We start from the raw sequence: 18,004 nt of genomic DNA, 5'->3' as shown, positions 1-18,004 counted from the left end.
CGGCTGCCGGCGAGGCCGATCGCGGCTCTGAAAGTTCGCCGAAACCGCGGCGCCTTGTGGATTTCGGGGAAAAGGGATTTGCCGCAGGCAGGCGGTCTTCTGGCTATAGCCCAACCGTTCCGAAAAAAAACTCGCGCGAACCGATCAGCGGCATCCAGGTTGCGGCTGTTCGTCGTGGTGCGGCTTGTCCTCCGCAGCACCCGGCGCCGGCGCGATCAGGTCCTACGATCAGACCCTGCGATCAGGCAATGATATCAGGCGTGATCTGATCTTCGATGAAGGCGATGCGGTCGCGCAATTGCAGTTTGCGCTTCTTCAGCCGTTGCAGCCGCAGCAGATCCGGTGCCGGCGACTGATGCAGCGCGTCGATCGCCGCATCGAGATCGCGATGCTCCTGCTGCAGCCGGGCAAGCTCGTTTACGAGCTCGCGCTCATCTTCGTCGGTCATGGCGTACGCTAACTGCAAAAGCACGATGAGGTTGTAGACGGCTTGCGAAGCCGCCAGCGAAATATCGTCCCTGCGGGCCCGGTCCGCAAGCCGACCCGGTTCCATAGTCACGATTGGTTACAGATAAATCCGAAAAAATGAGAGCCCCGATTCTGGATAGCCATCGACAGATTCGGCGGCTGGTGTACACTCATTCGTCCGGATCGAATCTGAGGTTTCACCCACCGAGGAGATTTCGTATGGCTCTACAGGCGCATCTTGTTGAACTTGAACGTAAACACAAGATCCTCGAAAACGAATTGCACGAAGCGCTCGTGCACCTTTCCACAGACGACCTGCACATTGTCGAGTTGAAGCGCCGCAAGTTGATGGTCAAGGACGAGATCGAGCGGTTGAAGCAAACCGCCAGCGATACGGTCCACTAAACCGGTCTCCAGCAGAATAGCGAAACGTAATTCACCGTCGGATGGGCGCTTTTGCGCTCATCCGTATAGGTTGTATTGCGAATTTATCTTGTATTTATCGCTTACTGCTCTGCGAGTTCACCAACATGATCAGCGATCGCCAGGGACGACGTCAGTCCCGGCGATTCGATGCCGAACAGGTTGATCAGTCCAGTGACGCCGTGCGCGCGCGGTCCCTGGATCAGGAAGTCCTGCGTGGCAACCGCAGGTGGCACGATCTTGGGCCGGATCCCGGAATAGCTTGGCATCAGCGCTCCGTCCGGCAGCGTCGGCCAATAGCGCCGGATCGCCGGATAGAACCTTTCGGCACGGGCCGGGTCGACGGCGTAGTCGATGCTCTCGACCCACTCCACGTCCGGACCGAAGCGCGCCTGGCCGGCCATGTCGAGGGTGAGGTGCACGCCGAGCCCGCCGGGCTCCGGCACCGGATAGATCAGCCGTGAAAACGGCGCCCGTGCGCTGCAGCTGAAATAATTGCCCTTGGCGAGATACGCCGGCGGTATCAACTCGATCGGCATGCCCTCGATGCTGCGCGCGACCGAAGGCGCGCCCAATCCCGCCGCGTTGACCAGCAGGTTGCATTCCAGAACCATCGGCGCATCGCCGCCCGTCTCGATTTCGATCCTGCCCGCGTTGGCCCGGGCGCGCAGCAGCGGCGTGTAGAACGCGTAAGCCGTGCCGGCTTCCTCGGCATCGCCCATCAGCGCCAGCATGTAGGCGTGGCTGTCGATGATGCCGGTCGACGGCGAAAGCAGGGCGGCGTCGCAATTCAGCGCCGGCTCGAGGGCCCGCGCCGCTTCGCCGGTCAGAAGCTGCAGGTCGTCGACGCCATTTGCTTCGGCATGGGCGCGGATCGATTGCAGCTTTTCGGTTTCCGCAGGTGTTGTCGCGACGATCAGCTTGCCGCAATTGCGATGCGGGATGCCATGGTCGCTGCAATATTCGTAGAGCGCCCGTTTGCCACTGACGCACATCTGCGCCATCAGGCTGCCGGCGCGGTAATAAATACCGGCGTGGATCACTTCGCTGTTGCGCGATGAGGTGATGGTGCCGATGCCCTCGGCCGCCTCCAGCACGATGACTTCGCGGCCCTGTTGGGCGAGCCGCCGCGCGATCGCGAGCCCGATCACTCCCGCTCCGATGACGACGCAATCAACCTTGTCCATGTACGCTTCAGGCCCGGAAATTTGGCGCGGGATCCCGCCCGCGGCGCGCTTGTTTTATTATCGTTTCGTTCAGAAGTATGCCCCAACAACCCGTTGGATTGCCTCGACATATGCCCTTAGGTCCCATCCCGTTAGTGAAGCATTAATCATGTCAGGGCAATTGCCGTAATTTGAGTCGCATTTTCCGGTTGCAAGGGTAGGCGTTTACCCGATCCAAACCCGTCAAGCCAGACACTCCACCGGGAAATCCGCGGGTGAATGATGGCTGGCAAGAATTGGCAGGCAGGCGGGAGGGATTCAGTTCCGGCGCTGGCCCTCGTGTGTCTGCTCGCCACCGCTGCGTCGTGCGGATTGGCATGGGCCGCGCCGCCCGTTTCCGGCGGCTTGGCGCCGTCGGGCTATTTCGGCGACCTCGACCCCAACATGATCTGGGAGATGCTGATCGGCGGCATCGTGGTCGTATCGTTTCTGGCAGCGGCCGCGCTGTGGGTGCTGTCGGCGCTGCGCCGGGTCAAGCGCTCGCAACTCCGGCGCAGTGCCTTCGTCAGCTCAGCCCTGAACAATCTCAGCCAGGGCGTGGTGATGACCGACGCCCGTCAGCGCATCATCTTCAGCAACGACCGCTATCTCGAAATCTACGGCCTGGTCCGCGCGGACATTCCCCGCAACATGACCGGGCCGGAACTGCTGGAAGTGCGGCGCAAGCGCGGCGCACTGGATGTCAGCGTCGACGAATTCTATGCCCAGGCCGCCACCGCGGACGGCCTGATCACCGAACTGCCAAACGGCAAATCGGTCCTGGTCAAGTATTTCCGCCTGCCGAATGGCGGGTCGGTCGCGACCCATGAGGATTGCACGGAGCAGCGCAAGCTTTCGCGCAAGCTGGCGTCGACCACGCAGTTCCTGGAATCGGTGCTCGACAACGTTCCGGTCTGCGTCGCCGCCAAGAACATCGAGGACGGCCGCTATATTTTCGCCAACCGCGCGTTCGAGCGGTTCTCGCGCTTCTCGCGCGACCATATCGTCGGCAAGCGCGCCGACGAGATATTCCAACCCGAAACCGCACGCACGATCGACACCGCGGACCAGTCGGCGCTGAGGGCGCCGGAAGGCTACCACCGCACCGAGTTCGAGGTCGAGCGCGGCTCCGAGAAGCGCGTCCTCGCTTCCAACCGCGTGATCGCGCGCGATGAGAACAACCAGCCCGAATTCTTGATCGCGCTGTTCGACGACGTCACCGACCGCCGCTCGTTGTCGCGCGAACTGGAGAGTACCAAGAAGTTCCTCGAGCTCGTGGTCGACAACATTCCGGTCTCGCTGATCGTCGAGCGCGTCTCGGACGGAAAATACCTGCTCGCCAACCGCAGCGCCGAAACCATCCTCAATCGCCGCCGCGAAGACGCCACCGGACTGACGGCTGCCGACATCTTCAACCCGCGCGAAGCCAAGCTGATCATCGCGCGCGACGAGGCGGCGATCAAGAAGCGTGGCCTTCTGACCGAGGAACACCCGATTTCGACCAAGGATGGCCTGCGGCTGTTCCTGACCCGCCGGATGACGGTGCTCGATGATGCCGGCGAGCCGCAATATCTGATCAAGACCCATGAGGACGTCACCGATCGCCGTCAGACCGAGTCGCGGATGGCGCACATGGCCTATCATGACGGCCTGACCGATCTGCCGAACCGCGCCGCCTTCCTGCAGGCGCTGGCCCAGATGATCGAGGCCTGCGAGGGCACCGAAGAGGAATTCGCGGTGCTCTGCGTCGACCTCGACGGGCTGAAGGAAGTGAACGACGTGTTCGGTCACGCGATGGGCGACAAGGTGCTGACCGAGGTCGCCCAGCGCCTGCAGGACTGCGCCCGCGGCGGCGTGGTGGCCCGGCTCGGCGGCGACGAATTCGGGTTGATCATCGACGGCAAACAGCCCTCCGCGGGCATCGCGCTGGCCGAGCAGGTCGCGATCGCGCTGGCCAAGGAATTCCAGATCGACGGCAAGCCGGTTCGGGCCGGTGCCACCACGGGCATCTCGGTATTTCCGCACAACGGGTCGGACGCGGCAGCCCTGCTCGCCAATTCCGGCGCGGCGCTGTTCCGGGCGAAAGCAAAATCGCGCGGCTCGATCAGCGTCTTCGAGCCCGAGATGGACCAGCAGATCCGCGACCGCCGCGTGCTGCACCAGGACCTCTCGGTCGCGATCAAGAACGGCGAATTGTCGCTGTACTACCAGCCGCAGGCCACCTCGGGTCCGACGGTTGCCAGCAGCGAAGTGATCGGCTTCGAGGCGCTGGCGCGCTGGATGCATCCGGTACGCGGCTTCGTGTCACCAGGCGATTTCATTCCGCTGGCGGAAGAAAGCGGCCTGATCGTCGAAATGGGCGAATGGATCCTGCGCGAAGCCTGCCGGGAGGCGGCCTCCTGGCCGGTGCCGATGCAGATCGCGGTCAATCTGTCGCCGGCGCAGTTCATGCACGGCGATGTGGTCAGTCTGGTGCATTCGATCCTGCTCGAAACCGGGCTGGCGCCGGATCGGCTCGAACTCGAAATCACCGAAGGCGTGCTGATCGAGGATTTCGATCGTGGCCTGGCGCTGCTCCGGCGGCTCAAGGCGCTCGGCGTGCGCATCTCGATGGACGATTTCGGCAGCGGCTACTCCTCGCTGAGCTACCTGCAGGCGTTCCCGTTCGACAAGATCAAGATCGACCGCGCGTTCGTCATGCATCTCGGGCGCAATCCGCAATCGGCCGCGATCGTGCGCGCCGTCATCGACCTCGGCCACGGCCTCGAAATGTCAATCGTCGCCGAAGGCGTCGAAACCCAGGAACAACTCGGCTTCCTGTCGGAAGAGGGCTGCGACGCGGTGCAGGGCTATTTCATCGGCAAACCCCTGCCGATCGGGCAATACGCCGCGCTGGTCGGGCGCAACGTCATCAACAGCATCGAGTCCACGCGCAAGACCGGCTAGAGCCTGCGCGCAGGCTCTACAATTTTTGTTTGACGCGTTTTTGCCGCAGATAAGTCTACGCGATCTACTTGATTGCGATGCGAACCGGTATCCACTTCGCGCGAACACGCTATGTTGTCGTGCACTTCGGTTCTCGACTGTAAGCGTTGCATGGCGGATTACGATCTTGCGATCATCGGCGGGGGATTGAACGGCGTTGGCATCGCGCGCGATGCCGCCGGCCGCGGCCTGCGTGTGATCCTGCTGGAGCAGGGCGATCTTGCTGCGGGCGCCTCCTCGGCCTCGCCGCGGCTCGTCCATGGCGATCTGGCGGGGCTGGAGCGGCGCCGCTTCCTTCGGGTCCGTGCGGCATTGGCCGAGCGCGACATTTGGCTCCGCATCGCCCCACATCTGGTGCGCCCGATGCGCTTTGCCATCCCCGCCCACGTCGACGAACGCCCGGCCTGGCAGTTACGGTCATGGCTGTTGCTGTATGACCGGCTGGCCTCGCGCGCGCCGTTGCCGCGCTCCGCCACCGTCGACGTCACCCACCATCCGGTCGGCAATCCGCTGAAGCGGCCGTTCGGAACCGCCTTCGAATATTCCGACTGCGTGGTCGACGATTCCCGCCTGGTTGTGCTGACCGCCGTCGATGCGGCGGCCCGGGGGGCGGCGATCCGCACCGGCGCCCGCTGCACGCGCGCCGAGCGGGGCGAGACCTGGCGGCTGGTGACGATCGATCGTGGCCATCGTCAGGTCGTGACCGCGCGGGCGCTGGTCAACGCCACCGGGGCCTGGACCGCGACCGTCGCCGAGACCGTGCTGCGCCAGCCGCCGCCCCAGCTTGCCACGATCCAGATGAGCCAGATCGTCGTCCGCCGCCTGTTCGACACCGACAACGTCTACGTATTCCAGAACAGCGACGGCCGGCTGATTTTCGCCAGCCCCTATGAGCGCGATTTCACCCTGATCGGCACCGTTGGCCATGCCTTCAAGGGTGATCCCGCCATTGTCGCGATGGCGGCCAATGACGTGGCTTATCTTTGCGATGCCGCCAACCGGTATTTTCGCGAGCGGATCGAGCCGTTCGACGTGGTGCGGACGGTTTCCGGCGCCAACCTGGTGATGAACCCCGCGAACAACCAGGCAGCGTGGGACGGCGCGATGAGCTTTGACCACGCTCGCCGCAAGGCGCCGCTGCTCACGATCTTCGGCGGCGATGTCACCACCTCGCGGCTGCGTGCTGAAAGGGCCGTCTCCAGGCTGACGCCGTTTTATCCGATGTCGCCGCGCTGGACTGCGACGGCGGCGCTGCCCGGCGGCGATTTCACCTGGAACCGCTTCGAGAACGAAGTCGACGAGGTGCGCGCGCGCTGGCGGTTTCTCAGCGAGGATCACGCCCGCCGCCTGGTCGGCGCCTATGGGTCGAACGTCAAGGCGATCCTTGGCGAGGCCAGGGATCGCGGCGATCTTGGCCCGGCGTTTGGGCCTGAACTGTCGGGCGCGGAAGTGCGCTATCTCATGAAGCATGAATGGGCGCGTTTCCCGGACGACATTTTGTGGCGGCGCTCGAAGCTTGGCCTGACCATGCCGCCGGCGGATCGCGAGGCGCTGGCGGCGTTCATGGCGACGGCGATGTCGGGGACGGATTGCAAATGAAACGCTCTGTTTTTCCGGCTCTGGTCATCGCCGTGTTCGGCATGCTGTTCGGGATGATGCTTCGCTACCTCGTGGACAATCCACTGGAAGCAACCGTGGCGAACTATCTGCGAAGCGGCCTCCACGGCATCGGCGTTGCACTCGCCGGTTGGGCTACCCATCTCTATTTTGCTTCGCGGCGAAGTGAGTGGATCAGCAGATGGCCGCTTTTGATGGATCTGGGACTGCGTTCCGCAACTATGGCCGTCGTCGTTGCATCCGTTCTTCTGGGTCTGGAGCCGCTGCTCTATTGGCACAGGATAGCCGCCTGGCGGGTTGACACGTTCCCCAAGATCTTCGTGGCTGCGTTTTTCGGGGCCCTGCTTGTCGGACTGGCTTTTGAGCTGACACGTCTCGTCGGCACCCGGGTGCTGCTCAACGTCGCGCTCGGGCGATATCGCCGCCCGGTGCGGGAAGAGCGCGTGCTGATGTTCCTCGACCTCGCGGGCTCCACTTCGCTCGCCGAGGCGATGGGCGAACTGCGCGTGCAAGGCCTTCTTACCCGGTTTTTCTACGACATCGATGCGGCCATCGTCGCGCATGGCGGCGAAGTCCATGCCTATGTCGGCGACGAGGTCATCGTCACCTGGCCGCTGGACCGCAAGAAATCGGATGGAAACTGCATCGACTGCTTCTTTGCGATCGCGGATACGATCGCGGGAAAGGCGGATTCCTACCGGGAAGAGTTCGGCATGGTGCCGGGTTTCCGGGCCGGCCTGCATGCCGGTCCCGTGGTGATCAGCGAATGCGGCAGCTCGCGGCGTCAGCTTGCCTATTTCGGGGACACCGTGAACGTTACCGCGCGGCTGCAGGAATATTGCAAGGAGGCCGGCCGCAAATTGCTGGTCTCCGCCGATTTGCTCAGCCGCGTCCGGCCCAATTCAAATATGCTCGTTGAACCGCTCGGTACTGCCCAGTTGCGCGGCCGCGCGGCGGCGATCGAAGTGTTTGCCGTTCAGCGCCAGGCCTGAACTTCGCGCGCGGCCAATCCTATTGCAGCATCAGCATTGGGGCGCGGGCGGCTTGGCCGAAGCGGCAATCTATTTGGCCGATGTGGCCATGGTCACCACCGCAAGGCTTCTGATCTGTAGGCGATCGTCAGGGCCAATGCAGAGCGGAGAACACATGCAGGACCACGCCAACACATCTGCTGTTATCATCACCGAGGTCGACAATATTCTGCTGATGCGGATAAACCGGCCGCGGGTAAAGAACGCGCTGAACCGCGAAGCCCTGCGGCTGCTCGCCGAGGGATATACGACGCTCTCGCAGTCAGACCGATTGCGATGCGGGGTGGTCTGCGGCGAAGGTGACGTGTTCTGTGCGGGTCTGGATCTGGCCGACGTCATCCCGGCATCGATTGCCGAGGGTTCTGCGTCTTACCTGAAGGCAGGCCAATGCGACCCGTTTCGGCTCTACGGCCCGCCGTGCGCGAAGCCGGTCATCACCGCGGTCCACGGACGCTGCTACACGGCGGGTCTGGAACTGACCCTTGCAGCCGATATGTGCGTGGCCGCGAAGGGGACACAGTTCAGCCAGCAGGAGACGACACGCGGCATCTTCCCCTTGGGCGGCGCGACGATCCGGCTGCCGATGGCAATCGGCTGGGGCAGGGCGATGCAGTGTATCCTTGCCGGCGGTGGGTTCAGCGCTGAAGACGCCCATAACGCAGGTCTGGTGCAGGTGTTGGCAGAGCCTGGCGAACAGCTGGAGCGCGCGCTGGATTTGGCCCGTGAGGTCGCGGCCTGCGCGCCACTTGCGGTCCGGGCAGCACTTGCGAACGCCCGGCTGGCGCAAACCGACGGGGTTCGGGCCGCCGTCGAACACATCCGGACCGAAGGCCGAATTGTTGCCCTCACGGATGACGCGCGCGAAGGAATGATGTCGATGATGGAGCGGCGGGCCGCCAATTTTACCGGGAGGTGACGTCCGCGTGCGCCCGGAATCGGCGACGATACTCGCCCGGCGACAGCCCGGCCACGGCCCCGAATGCCCGGATGAAGGCGCGCGTGTCGCCGTATCCGACCTGTCCGGCAATGCGATCGACCGGAGCGGTCTGCCCTTCGAGCAGACGCTTGGCGGTCTCGATGCGGACCCTGCGAAGATACTGCTGCGGCGACAAGCCGGTGGCGGAAACAAAGCGGCGGTTGAGGTTGCGAATGCTCATTGCCGCGGCGCTCGTCATCTCTTCCATGCCAATCGGCTTGTGATGATGAACTTCGATCCAGTTCTGAAGTTGCAGAACCTTATCGTCGCCATGATCCTTGGGCGCGATGAACTGGAAGTACGGACGTTGCGATTCCGGATTGCGGTCGATCGATAGCGCCTTTGCCGTCGATACCGCAAGATCATGGCCGGCCAGCCGATCGATGACATGGATCGCGAGATTGAGATAGGCCGTGGTCGCGCCGGCACAGATGACCATGTTGTCATCGATGATGCGTTCGTCGAGGGCCAGCCTTACGCCCGGATAGCGCTGCTGGAACAGCGCGCTGAACGCCGGATTGGTGGTGATGCGCCGGCCGTCGAGGACGCCGGCTTCGGCGAGCAGGAAGGCGCCGGTACAGGTCGATGCCAGCAGCGTCGAACGCGCTGGAAAGGATGCGAGCCAGGAGACAAGGCCGCTTTCCTGCATCAAGGTCTGTTCGATGTCGTTGAGGATCGGAGGAAGCAGCACGACATTGCTGTCGCGCGCATCACGCAGCGAACAATGCGGATCAATGCGATGCCCGCCAAAACCCTGCACGGGCGCGCCGTTGGGTGTGGCGATCCGGATATCGTGGCTCGACCAGCTTGAATCGGCGCGACTGTCGGCAATATAGGCCGCGAGAGAAAAGGCATCGGCCTGGCCAAATACCGCCGAGGTCATGCAGCCTTCGAATGCCACGATCGTGATTTTCATGAGATTTATTGCGGTGAATCGTTTTTCACCGCTCGCTGCGTCTCCCGCGACCAGGCCGCGTCACGCACGGACGGCCTGCGTTCGAGCCGGGTGGAGATCAGCCCGGCGGCCTTCTCGCGGTGTCCACCGCGCAAATAGGCCGCGATCAGCGTGTCCTCCCACAATTCGCGCTGGGCGTGGCTGCCGCCGATCCGCACCAATTCGGCCATCGCGGGTTCAAGCAGGCGGATCGCGCCGTCATGATCGCCGTCGGTGAAGGCCCGCATGCCGCGGCACATGTCGATGGCCGCGCGGCCCGGCGGCAGTTTACCGTCGGCGGCACGGGCCTCCAGCTGCGCCAGCCGCGTGTCCAGCGCCTCACCGCCGATTGCGGCGGCGGCCAGCGCATGATGCACGTCGGCGAAATGCGCCCCGGCCTGCGGGAAATATTTTTCGCCATAGGCGGCGACGTCGCGCCAATGCGGCTCCAGCCCGGATTTGCCGGCCAGCGACAGCCGCCACAGCAGCGAAGCGCCGTCGGTGAAAATATTCAGCGGCGGGTAGGGGCGGTCGGCCGGCTTGATTTGCTGCTCGTAGATCGCAAGCGCGCCTTCGAGATCGCCTTCGTCGAGCGCGGTCAGCGAGATGTGCCACCACAGATGCCCGTGCAGGAAGCTCTTGCGGTCGTGCGCGGGAAGCCACGCGGAAAGAAACTGGCGGCCCGCCGCCATGTCGCCTTGCTCGAACATCGCGTGCGACAGGCCGTGCGCGGCGTTGGCGTTCGCAGCCCGTAACCCCATCGCGCGTTCGCTCAAAGTGCGGCCGGTGGAGAGGTTGCCGGCTTCGGTATGCGACCAGCCGAGATAACTCAGGAACCACCAATCCTCGCCGTAATGCCGGGCGACACGCTCGCATACCGCAAGCTTGGCGGCGTCGTGGTCGGCACGGCCTGAAAACGCGTAGAGCCCGAAGGCGCCGAGCAGCATCGACAGCACCAGCGCATCGCGGGGATATTCCCCGAGATGCGCTTCCGCGCCGCTGACGGCCAATTTCGGCTTGCCCTCGATCACGGCAGCCATGACATCGATATGATGGCGCTCACGGGCGTCGGCGCCGGCGGCGAGTTGCCGTGCATGGGCGGCCATGCGGCGCGCTTCATTGCCCTGCATATTGAGCTGATGCAGGCGGGCGCGCGCGATATGCGCCAGTGCGAAGCCGGGGTCTTCCCGGATCGCGCGGTCGAAGGCGTCCTCGGCGCCGTGCCAGGCCGACAACATGCAGTCCATGCCGTCGCGATAATGCGCGGCGGCGCGATCGGAGGTCGTCGTCAGCGGCAGATCATATCGGTCCCGGTTCATTTTCTCGTTCCACGATGCGCGGTGAGTGCCAAGCCTAGCAGAGACATGACCGGCGACGGCGATAATATTGTGACTGTGCGGCGCGAAGCGGTTGAGCCGGTGCCGATCCGCCGCTAGCGTGCGGCAGCGAGGGCTGGCAGGGGACATGACCGAGGAATCGCCGGAAATTACGCCGAAGGCCGATGGGGTCGCGGGCCCCGCAAAGCCGGAGCCGCCACCTCAAGCGCCTGTAGGCCCTGCGCCGCAGCTCGAACCGGCCGCCGACATGCCGCTGCTGCGCATCGAGGGGGTCGGCAAGACGTTCGGCAGTTTCCGCGCGGTGGACCGGCTGTCGCTCGATATCCGCGCCGGGGAATTTTTTGCGCTGCTGGGTCCGAGCGGCTGCGGCAAGACCACGCTGCTGCGGATGCTCGCCGGTTTCGAGACGCCGGACGAGGGCCGCATCCTGCTTGGGGCCAAGGACATCGCGCAGGTGCCGCCGCATCTGCGCCCGGTCAACATGATGTTCCAGAACTACGCGCTGTTTCCGCATCTGTCGGTGCGAGACAATATCGCGTTCGGCCTCAAGCGCGCCGGCATGGCGCGCGATGAGATCGCCACCCGCGTCGCCGAGATGGTTGCGCTGGTCAAGCTCGAAGGCATGGAGAAGCGCAAGCCCGATCAGCTCTCCGGCGGCCAGAAGCAGCGCGTGGCGCTGGCGCGCTCGCTGGCCCGCCGCCCGCAGGTGCTGCTGCTGGACGAGCCGCTGGCTGCGCTGGACAAGAAGCTGCGCGAGAGCACGCAGCTCGAATTGATGGACCTGCAGCGCCGGCTCGGCATGACCTTCATCATCGTCACCCACGACCAGGAAGAGGCGATGACGATGGCGGGCCGGATCGGCGTGATGGATGCCGGCCGCCTCGAACAGGTCGCCACCCCGCGCGAGCTCTACGAGGCACCGCATTCGCGCTGGGTCGCGGAGTTCATCGGCGACGTCAATCTGTTCGATGGCGAGGTTGGCTGGCGCGAAAATAACCGGCTGCTGGTCACGACCAAGGAGGGTGTCACGCTTGCGGTCACCGAGCCGCGCCAGCGGGTTACCAAGGCCACGGTCTGCGTCGCGATCCGCCCCGAGAAGGTGAAACTGTCGCGCCGCGCCCCGGTGTCGGATGCGGCCAATACGCATGCGATCAACCGGCTCGAGGGCGTGGTGACAGATGTCAGCTATCTCGGCGGGCTCACCGCGTACAAGGTCAAGCTGGAATCCGGCGTGGTGGTGCGCGCATCTGTGGCCAATACCGCGCGGCTCGATATCGACGCCTATCTCGCGGGCCAGCGCGTGGTAGCGTGGTTCACGCCTGACGATTGCATGGTGCTGGAACAATGAGTGCGCGCAGCATCTTCGCCCGTCCGGCGCGGCTGGCTGCGATCGCGCCCTATCTGTGGATGGTGCTGTTCTTCCTGGTGCCGTTCGGTTTCGTGCTCAAAATAAGCCTGTCGCAGACCGCGATCGCGCAGCCACCCTACGTGCCGCTGTTCGATCTCAGCGCAGGATGGGCTGCGATCAAGGCCGCGTTGGCGGAACTGTCGCTCGACAATTTCAAGCTGCTGGTCTCGGACAGTCTCTACATCTCCTCGTACTTGCGCAGCATATTCGTCGCGGTGACCTCGACGGCGATCCTGCTCGTGATCGGTTACCCGATCGCCTATGGCATGGCGCGGCTGCCGCAGCGCTGGCAACCAATCGCGATGATGCTGGTCATCGTGCCGTTCTGGACCTCGTTCCTGATCCGGATTTATGCCTGGATCAATATCCTGCAGCATGACGGCCTGCTCAATAAGGTGCTGCTGGCGCTGCATATCGTCTCGACGCCTGTGGTGTGGCTGTCGACCGACACTGCGATGTATATCGGCATCGTCTATTCCTATCTGCCGTTCATGATCCTGCCGCTGTATGCCACGCTCGCCAAAATGGACGGCGCGCTGATCGAGGCGGCGTCCGATCTCGGCGCCTCGCCGGGACGCGCGTTCTGGCTGGTGACGTTTCCGCTGTCGCTGCCGGGCGTCGGCGCCGGCGCGCTGCTGTGCTTCATCCCGATCGTCGGCGAATTCGTAATCCCCGATCTCTTGGCCGGCTCCGGTTCGATGATGATCGGGCAGACGCTGTGGCTCGAATTCTTCACCAACAAGGACTGGCCGGTCGCTTCCGCAGCCGCCGTCGCGCTGCTGCTGCTGTTGATACCGCCGCTGCTGCTCTATGACCGGCTGCAGCGCGGCACGCTGCGGGGAGGGGGCTGATGACCCGCCAGGTGAACCGGATTTCGCCGTTCAACATCACCTCGCTGGCGCTGGGGCTGGCGTTTCTCTATCTGCCGATCGTCATTCTCGTCATCTACTCGTTCAACGCCTCGCGGCTGGTGACGGTGTGGGGCGGTTGGTCGCTGCGCTGGTACACCGAGTTCTTCAACGACCGCGCCATGCTGGACGCGGCCTGGATGAGCCTGCGCGTCGCCGCGGTGTCGGCGACGGTCGCAACCCTGCTCGGCACGCTGGCCGCGATTGGTCTGGCGCGCGGCGAGCGTTTCAAGGGCCGCTCGCTGTTCTCGGGCATGCTCTATGCGCCGCTGGTGATGCCAGAAGTGATCTCCGGCCTGTCGCTGCTGCTGCTGTTCGTGGCGCTCAACGCCGAGCGCGGTTTTTGGACCGTGACCATCGCGCACACCACGCTGACGATGTGCTTCGTCACCGTGGTGGTGCAGTCGCGCCTCGCCTCCATCGACCGCAGCCTCGAGGAAGCCGCGATGGATCTCGGCTGCGATCCGGTGAAGGCGTTTCTCAAGGTGACGCTGCCGCTGATCGTCCCGGCGATCGTGGCGGGCTGGATGCTGGCGTTCACGCTGTCGCTCGACGATGTCGTGATCGCGAGTTTCACGACAGGCCCGGGTTCGGCGACGTTGCCGATCCGGATCTATTCCGAGGTGCGGCTCGGGGTGAAGCCGCAGATCAACGCGATCTGCACGATGGTGATCGCGCTGATCGCTGTGGTGATCGTGGTTGCCTCGTCCGCCTCGAAGCTTTCGAGCTCGCAAGGCAAGAGCGCGGCGCCGTTATGACTTCACCGCACCCGCCGTCAGCCCGCCCACCATATACCGCTTGAATGCGTAGTAGATCGCGGCCGGCGGCAGGGCATAGATGAAGCCCGTCGTCATCAGCAATTCCCAGGGCGAATCGTCCGCGGCGAGGAAGTTGCCGAGCGCCACGGGCAGCGTGATTTCGGTGTCCTTGGAGAGCAGCAGGAACGCGTAGAGATATTCGTTCCAGGCGAGCAGGATCGCGTAGGTGCCGATCGCCACCAGCGACGGCATCATCAGCGGCACGTACACCAGCCTGAACAGCTGCGGAATGGTCGCGCCGTCCATGGTGGCGGCTTCGTCGAGTTCGACCGGCAGCTTGTCGGAGGCCTGCTTCAGCACCCAGATCGCGTAGGGGGAGGCGATCGTCACCATCGCCAGAATCAGCGACCAGTGATTGTTGAGCAGGCCGTAATTGCCCATGGTCCGGTACATCGGCACGGCGAGGAACGCCGCCGGGATGAAATAGGTGAACAGCGCCAGATTCATCACCCACCGCCCGCCGGGCACCTTGAGCCGCGAGATCGCAAACGCCGCCGCGGTCGCGATCAGCAGCGTCAGCGCGCCGGCCGCGAGCGCAATCACGATCGAATTCCAGAACTGGATCCAGAAATCCCGCAGGAAGTAATGCTCCTGATGGAACACGATGCGGAAATTGTTCAGCGTCGGATGCGCCGGCCAGAGCTTGCCGGAGAACGCATCTTCCTTCGGCGAAATCGCGAACAGGAACATGTGGTAGATCGGGATCATGGTCCAGAGGAACACGGGAATCCCGATCAGCAGGAGGCGGGCTTCGACGCCGACTTCGCGTAGCGTTGGCAGTTTCATCGCGACAACCGTTTCATCATGAAATAGATCAGCGGCAGCACGAACGGCAGCGCGCAGACGATGGACGCCATCGCCAGGCTGAGCTGATCGAGCCGCAGATAGCGAATCCCGAGGGTCGCCAGCACATGGGTGAGATCGGCGGGGCCGCCGCCGGTCAAGAGATAGACGCTGTTGAAGTCGCCCAGCGTCCAGATCATCGAGAGCAGGGTGCAGGTCAGATACAGCGCCTGCATCGACGGCCAGGTGATGAAGCGGAACTTCTGCGTCCGGCTGGCGCCGTCGACTTCGGCCGCCTCGTAAAGATCGTGCGAGATCGCGAGCCGCCCGGTCATCAGGATCAGCGTCCAGAACGGCAACGATTTCCAGATGTGCACGCCGATCGCCATGGAAAGCGCCACGGTGGGGTCATTGAGCCAGTTCGGGCCGTCATCGCCGGTGAGCTTGAAGATCAGCGTATTGACCACGCCCCATTCGGGGTTGAACATGAAGCGCACGGAGAGAATGGTCGGGATCGAAGGCACTGCCCAGGGCAGGATGAACAGCACCGACAGCCATTTGATCCAGGGGCGCTGCTGGGCGAAGAAGCCGGACAGGAGCAGCGCGATCATCATTTTGAGGTTGATGCCGACCAGCAGGAAGATCAGCGTATTGACCGCGGCGCGCGCGAAGATCGGATCGTGATAGAGCGCGACATAGCTCGCCGGATGACGCGCCAGCCACAGCCCGTACCCGACCGGGTAGACCACGAAGGCCAGAAACACCAGCAGGTAGGGCGCCACCAGCACGATGCCCCAGACCTGCGGGGTGGTCAGCCGGGCCGACAGCGGCGGGCCTGGCATCGCCTGATCGCCCGAGATCGTAATCGCCATTGTGTTCTTGCTCTAATCTACGTCGTCGTCCCTGCGAACGCAGGGACCCATAACCACAGGCTTTCGTGGTTGAACGAAGGCCATCGACCAGTTTCATCCAAAACGACCGCCGCGGCGTATGGGTCCCTGCTCCGTGCGCAATTGCGCACTCGGCAGGGACGACACTTCCGCGGCGGCCGGCATCGTTTGCTCTTTAACCCGCGATTTGCTTGAGGCGGGCGATCAGTTCGTCGACGGCTTTATCGACCGGAACCTTCTCGCTCACCACCCGGTTCATCGCCTTGGCCCAGACGTTCTCGTTGTTCAGGATCGTGAACTTCCAGTTCTTGGTGAAGTCGAACGGCGTGGTGCCGCCGGTGAACTGAGTGTAGACGGCTTTGCGATGTCGGTCAGCCTGCCAGAACGGGCTCTGCTGGCTTGCGGTCGTCACCGGGAACCAGCGGCCGAGCGCGCCTTCGATGTAGGGCCGAAGGTTTTCCTCCTGCAGCAGGAACTTGATGAACTCTTTGCCCTCGGCCTTGTTCTTGGCCGCGGTGAACATCAGCCCGGTCTTGACGTCGGAGCGGTACTTGATCGGCGTACCGTCCGGCTTGTTGGGGAACGAGGCGGTGATGATGGTCTCGTCGTAGTTCTTCTTGCCGAGCGCCCGCTGTTCCGGCGTCAGCGCCGGGTTGTTGGCGTCGTCGAGCCATTTTGCCGCGATCGAGATCGTGAAGTTGTGCGTCATCACGATGGTCTTGTTGTGGAACGCGACGTTGTTGTCCGGATCCTTCCAGGTGGTGGAGGAGGGCGGCGAGCAGCCCCTGGTATAGGTGTCGGTGTAATCCTTCAACGCGCTGATCAGGTTTTGGCGCACCTTGGGATCGTCGACCAGCAGCTTGCCGTCGTCGTCGACCAGCTTGACGTTGTAGGCGTCCATGAAGGTGTAGAACGACTGGAACGAGTCGGTGGATTCCACGCCCATCGGCTGGCCGACGGCATAGATGCGCTGGCCGGTGGCCTTGCGGATGGCGGGCTGCACCTTGTCGCACCAGAACGACCAGTAATCTTCCCACTTGGTCGGAATGTCGCTTTGCTTGAAGCCGGCCTGCTCCAGCAGGTCGCTCCAGATCTGGACGTGCATGCTCTGCTGCTTCAGCGGATAGCCGTAATAGGCCTTCTTCTTGGCCACGTCGTTGTAGAGCAGCGCGGTCTCCAGCGTGTTCGGCGCGAACGCCGACTTCATCGGCAGCAGAATGTCGCCGAGGTCCTCGAGTTTGCCCTCATAGGCCCATTTGCCCTGCGCCTGCACGTCGTAGCTGTCGGAATAGGCGACGTCAGGCACCGTGCCCGAATCCAGCGCCGCCACCGTCTTCGGGATCATGTCCTGAATGGCGTATTGCGACAGTTCAACCTTGATGCCGGTCTTGGCCTCGAACTTCTTGATCGCCTCAAGCAGCGCGTCGTCCTCGGACTTGTAGAAGCCCTTGCCGAACCAGACGGTAATGGTTTTTTGCTGGGCCATCGCGGGCGCTGTGGCGTAAAACAGCCCTGCAGCCGCGACCGCGAGTGAAACTGCACCAATTCCCTTGAATCTCACGTTGTTCTCCCTGAATTTTGCCGGGGTTTTTGACCGGTTGGATTAGTGATAGCGCAACCAAACGGCGCGATCTAGATGCCGCGTTGCAAACTTGTGTAGGGTGGTTCCAGCCAGGCCAAGCGTTCGTCCTGGCCAGGCAATCGGGCGTCAAACGACGTCTTTTCAGTCTTGTCGTCCCGGCCTGGGGCGCAATTGTGAACGGGCGCCGCCATCCATCTTGATTGTGAGAGGGATTGAAGTTCCAGCCAAATCCAACTTCGGCATCGCTTCATACAACATGTGCATCGGCGGCTATGGGATACCGGCTTTGCCTGCGCAATTGCCCATTTGGGCCGCGACGTGACATCGCTTCGCATTCTCGCGGCCTGATAAGCCCGAGCTTTGCCAGAAACTTCCTTGCCCTCGAAATCAGAGGGCGCAGGGAATGCCGGATGCGCGCTGCACCCGCGGTCTCATGTGCGATTGTGCATAAGAATGCTGCACATGAGCATACAGGGCAGCGGAGAGCATCCGACATTCCCTGCGCAATGGCTTTACGGCTTATGACGCGCTCTCCCCGGTGAGACGGCCTCTATTGCCACCGTCGCCCCTCGGAAGCGTTAGCTCCCGCAGGACTTGACGCCGTTACGGGCGCCAGGACCACACGCTTTCGCCGTACGC

The 18,004-nt window shown here is 63.4% G+C and carries 15 protein-coding genes; 8 read left to right on the top strand and 7 right to left on the bottom strand.

All coding sequences use genetic code 11. From position 1 onward, the window contains the following. Positions 1–241: 241 nt before the first annotated feature. Positions 242–448, bottom strand: a complete 207-nt coding sequence (locus JQ641_RS29790) for a YdcH family protein (RefSeq protein WP_192736782.1) — start codon at positions 446–448, stop codon at positions 242–244. Between the two features lie 239 nt (positions 449–687). Between JQ641_RS29790 and JQ641_RS29785 the strand changes: the two genes are divergently transcribed. Then, complete coding sequence (locus JQ641_RS29785; RefSeq protein ID WP_192736781.1) at positions 688–873, top strand: YdcH family protein; 186 nt, start codon at positions 688–690, stop codon at positions 871–873. A gap of 101 nt (positions 874–974) precedes the next feature. On the opposite strand, the gene JQ641_RS29780 is transcribed toward JQ641_RS29785, so the two are convergent. Beyond that, on the bottom strand, positions 975–2,078 hold the full coding sequence (locus JQ641_RS29780) for an NAD(P)/FAD-dependent oxidoreductase (RefSeq protein WP_211999429.1): 1,104 nt from the start codon (positions 2,076–2,078) through the stop codon (positions 975–977). A gap of 261 nt (positions 2,079–2,339) precedes the next feature. On the opposite strand from JQ641_RS29780, the gene JQ641_RS29775 reads away from it, so the two are divergent. The 4 genes from JQ641_RS29775 (at position 2,340) to JQ641_RS29760 (ending at position 8,645) form a co-directional block, all read left to right on the top strand. Continuing rightward, positions 2,340–5,042, top strand: a complete 2,703-nt coding sequence (locus JQ641_RS29775; RefSeq protein ID WP_211999525.1) for a sensor domain-containing protein — start codon at positions 2,340–2,342, stop codon at positions 5,040–5,042. A 150-nt stretch (positions 5,043–5,192) separates the two neighbouring features. Continuing rightward, a complete protein-coding gene (locus JQ641_RS29770; RefSeq protein ID WP_211999428.1) occupies positions 5,193–6,680 on the top strand; it encodes a glycerol-3-phosphate dehydrogenase in 1,488 nt (495 codons plus the stop codon). Continuing rightward, complete coding sequence (locus JQ641_RS29765; RefSeq protein WP_211999427.1) at positions 6,677–7,690, top strand: adenylate/guanylate cyclase domain-containing protein; 1,014 nt, start codon at positions 6,677–6,679, stop codon at positions 7,688–7,690. Before JQ641_RS29770 ends, JQ641_RS29765 begins: the two co-directional genes overlap by 4 nt. 154 nt (positions 7,691–7,844) lie before the next feature. Then, positions 7,845–8,645: a crotonase/enoyl-CoA hydratase family protein gene (locus JQ641_RS29760; RefSeq protein WP_211999426.1), complete on the top strand. Its 801-nt coding sequence runs from the start codon at positions 7,845–7,847 to the stop codon at positions 8,643–8,645. Here JQ641_RS29760 and JQ641_RS29755 read toward each other — a convergent pair. Beyond that, on the bottom strand, positions 8,632–9,621 hold the full coding sequence (locus JQ641_RS29755) for a GlxA family transcriptional regulator (RefSeq protein WP_211999425.1): 990 nt from the start codon (positions 9,619–9,621) through the stop codon (positions 8,632–8,634). The genes JQ641_RS29760 and JQ641_RS29755 overlap by 14 nt on opposite strands. A gap of 5 nt (positions 9,622–9,626) precedes the next feature. Beyond that, positions 9,627–10,958: a tetratricopeptide repeat protein gene (locus JQ641_RS29750; RefSeq protein WP_249150834.1), complete on the bottom strand. Its 1,332-nt coding sequence runs from the start codon at positions 10,956–10,958 to the stop codon at positions 9,627–9,629. A 145-nt stretch (positions 10,959–11,103) separates the two neighbouring features. On the opposite strand from JQ641_RS29750, the gene JQ641_RS29745 reads away from it, so the two are divergent. Genes JQ641_RS29745 through JQ641_RS29735 form a run of 3 tightly spaced genes read left to right on the top strand, consistent with a single transcriptional unit; the run spans position 11,104 to position 14,050 of the window. Next, a complete protein-coding gene (locus JQ641_RS29745) occupies positions 11,104–12,324 on the top strand; it encodes an ABC transporter ATP-binding protein (protein WP_502755010.1) in 1,221 nt (406 codons plus the stop codon). After that, the gene (locus tag JQ641_RS29740) at positions 12,321–13,235 is read left to right on the top strand and encodes an ABC transporter permease (RefSeq protein WP_211999424.1); all 915 of its coding nucleotides are present in this window, start codon (positions 12,321–12,323) and stop codon (positions 13,233–13,235) included. Before JQ641_RS29745 ends, JQ641_RS29740 begins: the two co-directional genes overlap by 4 nt. Continuing rightward, positions 13,235–14,050: an ABC transporter permease gene (locus JQ641_RS29735; RefSeq protein WP_211999423.1), complete on the top strand. Its 816-nt coding sequence runs from the start codon at positions 13,235–13,237 to the stop codon at positions 14,048–14,050. Before JQ641_RS29740 ends, JQ641_RS29735 begins: the two co-directional genes overlap by 1 nt. On the opposite strand, the gene JQ641_RS29730 is transcribed toward JQ641_RS29735, so the two are convergent. From JQ641_RS29730 to JQ641_RS29720, 3 genes are all read right to left on the bottom strand, one after another. Then, entirely contained in the window at positions 14,045–14,896 is an 852-nt protein-coding gene (locus tag JQ641_RS29730) for a carbohydrate ABC transporter permease (RefSeq protein WP_211999422.1), read from the bottom strand. The two genes, JQ641_RS29735 and JQ641_RS29730, sit on opposite strands and share 6 nt — an antisense overlap. Next, a complete protein-coding gene (locus tag JQ641_RS29725; RefSeq protein ID WP_211999421.1) occupies positions 14,893–15,765 on the bottom strand; it encodes a carbohydrate ABC transporter permease in 873 nt (290 codons plus the stop codon). The genes JQ641_RS29730 and JQ641_RS29725 overlap by 4 nt, the downstream gene beginning before the upstream one ends. Before the next feature lie 193 nt (positions 15,766–15,958). After that, complete coding sequence (locus JQ641_RS29720) at positions 15,959–17,344, bottom strand: ABC transporter substrate-binding protein (RefSeq protein ID WP_211999420.1); 1,386 nt, start codon at positions 17,342–17,344, stop codon at positions 15,959–15,961. Positions 17,345–18,004: the final 660 nt, after the last annotated feature.

This window comes from Bradyrhizobium sp. JYMT SZCCT0180, from assembly GCF_018130165.1.
GTDB lineage: Bacteria > Pseudomonadota > Alphaproteobacteria > Rhizobiales > Xanthobacteraceae > Bradyrhizobium.
This window is presented reverse-complemented; position numbering and strand designations above follow the sequence as displayed.

Coding starts and splice junctions, on each gene's coding strand:
- JQ641_RS29790 (WP_192736782.1), bottom strand. CDS start 448: ATGACCGACGAAGATGAGCGCGAGCTCGTAAACGAGCTTGCCCGGCTG.
- JQ641_RS29785 (WP_192736781.1), top strand. CDS start 688: ATGGCTCTACAGGCGCATCTTGTTGAACTTGAACGTAAACACAAGATC.
- JQ641_RS29780 (WP_211999429.1), bottom strand. CDS start 2,078: ATGGACAAGGTTGATTGCGTCGTCATCGGAGCGGGAGTGATCGGGCTC.
- JQ641_RS29775 (WP_211999525.1), top strand. CDS start 2,340: ATGGCTGGCAAGAATTGGCAGGCAGGCGGGAGGGATTCAGTTCCGGCG.
- JQ641_RS29770 (WP_211999428.1), top strand. CDS start 5,193: ATGGCGGATTACGATCTTGCGATCATCGGCGGGGGATTGAACGGCGTT.
- JQ641_RS29765 (WP_211999427.1), top strand. CDS start 6,677: ATGAAACGCTCTGTTTTTCCGGCTCTGGTCATCGCCGTGTTCGGCATG.
- JQ641_RS29760 (WP_211999426.1), top strand. CDS start 7,845: ATGCAGGACCACGCCAACACATCTGCTGTTATCATCACCGAGGTCGAC.
- JQ641_RS29755 (WP_211999425.1), bottom strand. CDS start 9,621: ATGAAAATCACGATCGTGGCATTCGAAGGCTGCATGACCTCGGCGGTA.
- JQ641_RS29750 (WP_249150834.1), bottom strand. CDS start 10,958: ATGAACCGGGACCGATATGATCTGCCGCTGACGACGACCTCCGATCGC.
- JQ641_RS29745 (WP_502755010.1), top strand. CDS start 11,104: ATGACCGAGGAATCGCCGGAAATTACGCCGAAGGCCGATGGGGTCGCG.
- JQ641_RS29740 (WP_211999424.1), top strand. CDS start 12,321: ATGAGTGCGCGCAGCATCTTCGCCCGTCCGGCGCGGCTGGCTGCGATC.
- JQ641_RS29735 (WP_211999423.1), top strand. CDS start 13,235: ATGACCCGCCAGGTGAACCGGATTTCGCCGTTCAACATCACCTCGCTG.
- JQ641_RS29730 (WP_211999422.1), bottom strand. CDS start 14,896: ATGAAACTGCCAACGCTACGCGAAGTCGGCGTCGAAGCCCGCCTCCTG.
- JQ641_RS29725 (WP_211999421.1), bottom strand. CDS start 15,765: ATGGCGATTACGATCTCGGGCGATCAGGCGATGCCAGGCCCGCCGCTG.